Source organism: Streptomyces durbertensis (assembly GCF_014156695.1).
Lineage (GTDB): Bacteria > Actinomycetota > Actinomycetes > Streptomycetales > Streptomycetaceae > Streptomyces > Streptomyces durbertensis.
Window position 1 is genome coordinate 1 of the sequence record NZ_WMLF01000750.1, and the last position, 1,397, is coordinate 1,397.

The window sequence follows — 1,397 nt, forward strand, 5'->3', positions numbered from 1 at the left end:
GGGGCGGGCTGGCGATCCGGGAGGGGAGGACGGCGACGGAGAAGTACGGGACGGACTGTTCGTCGACGTCGGCGAGCGGGGCGGTGCGTTCGCCGTCCATGGTGGCGCGTTCGACGTAGCGGGCCTCGGGGAGGCGGCCGGCTTCGGTGACCGCGCGGCGGACGGTGGGGAAGGTGCGGCCGAGCTTCATGACAACGGCGGCGTCGGTGGCGGCGAGGCGGGCCGTGAGCTCCTCCTCGGGGAGGGTGCCGGGCAGGATGGTGAGCACCTCCTCGCCTTCGGCGAGGGGTGTGCCGAGCCGGGCGGCGGCGGCCGAGACGGAGGTGACGCCGGGGATGACCTCGGTGGGGTAGCGGTCGGCGAGCCGCTTGTGCATGTGCATGTAGGAGCCGTAGAACATCGGGTCGCCCTCGGCGAGCACGGCGACGGTGCGGCCGGCGTCCAGGTGCGCGGCGAGCCGGGCGGCGGCCTCGGCGTAGAACTCCTCCATCGCGCCCCGGTAGCCGCCGGGGTGGTCGGTGGTCTCGGTGGTGACCGGGTAGACCAGCTTCTCCTCGATGTGCTCGGGGCGCAGGTGGCGGGCGGCGATGGAACGGGCGATGCTGCGGCCGTGCCGGGCGCTGTGGTAGGCGACGACGTCCGCCTCGCGGATCACCTCGACGGCGCGGACGGTCATCAGCGACGGGTCGCCGGGGCCGAGGCCGACGCCGTACAGCCGGCCGGTGGGCGTGGTCTCGCCGGCGGTGCCGGCGGTCTGCTGCTCGCTCACTCTTCCTCGCTCGCGATCGCGTTGAGCGCGGCGGCGGCCATGGCGCTGCCTCCGCGCCGGCCGCGCACCGCCAGGTACTCGACTCCCTTGCCGTAGGCGGCCAGTGCCTCCTTGGACTCGGCGGCGCCGATGAAGCCGACGGGCACGCCGATGATCGCGGCGGGGCGCGGGGCCCCTTCCTCCAGCATCTCCAGGAGGCGGAACAGCGCGGTGGGGGCGTTGCCGACGGCGACGACGGCGCCGTCGAGCCGGTCCCGCCACAGTTCCAGCGCGGCGGCGCTGCGGGTGGTGCCCAACTCGGCGGCGAGCGCGGGCACGGCGGGGTCGGAGAGGGTGCACACGACGTCGTTGTCGGCGGGCAGGCGCTTGCGGGTGACGCCGCTGGCGACCATCTTCGCGTCGCACAGGATCGGCGCGCCGGCCCGCAGCGCGGCGCGCGCGTCGCTGATGACGGACGGGCTGTACAGCACGTCCTTCACCAGGTCGGTCATGCCGCAGGCGTGGATCATCCGCACGACAACCCGGGAGACGTCGGCGGGCAGCGCGGCGAGGTCCGCCTCGGCGCGGATGGTCGCAAAGGACTGGCGGTAGATGGCCGCGCCGTCCTTCTCGTACTCGAACACTGTGC

At 74.3% G+C, this 1,397-nt stretch carries 2 protein-coding genes; both read right to left on the minus strand.

What is annotated here, in order from left to right; all coding sequences use genetic code 11:
• The coding region (locus GL263_RS26515) for a precorrin-2 C(20)-methyltransferase (protein WP_267132798.1) at nt 1-676 on the minus strand (676 nt) is incomplete at its 3' end.
• Nucleotides 677-765: 89 nt separating this feature from the next.
• Nucleotides 766-1,392, minus strand: a complete 627-nt coding sequence (locus GL263_RS26520; RefSeq protein WP_182858276.1) for a precorrin-8X methylmutase — start codon at nt 1,390-1,392, stop codon at nt 766-768.
• Nucleotides 1,393-1,397: the final 5 nt, after the last annotated feature.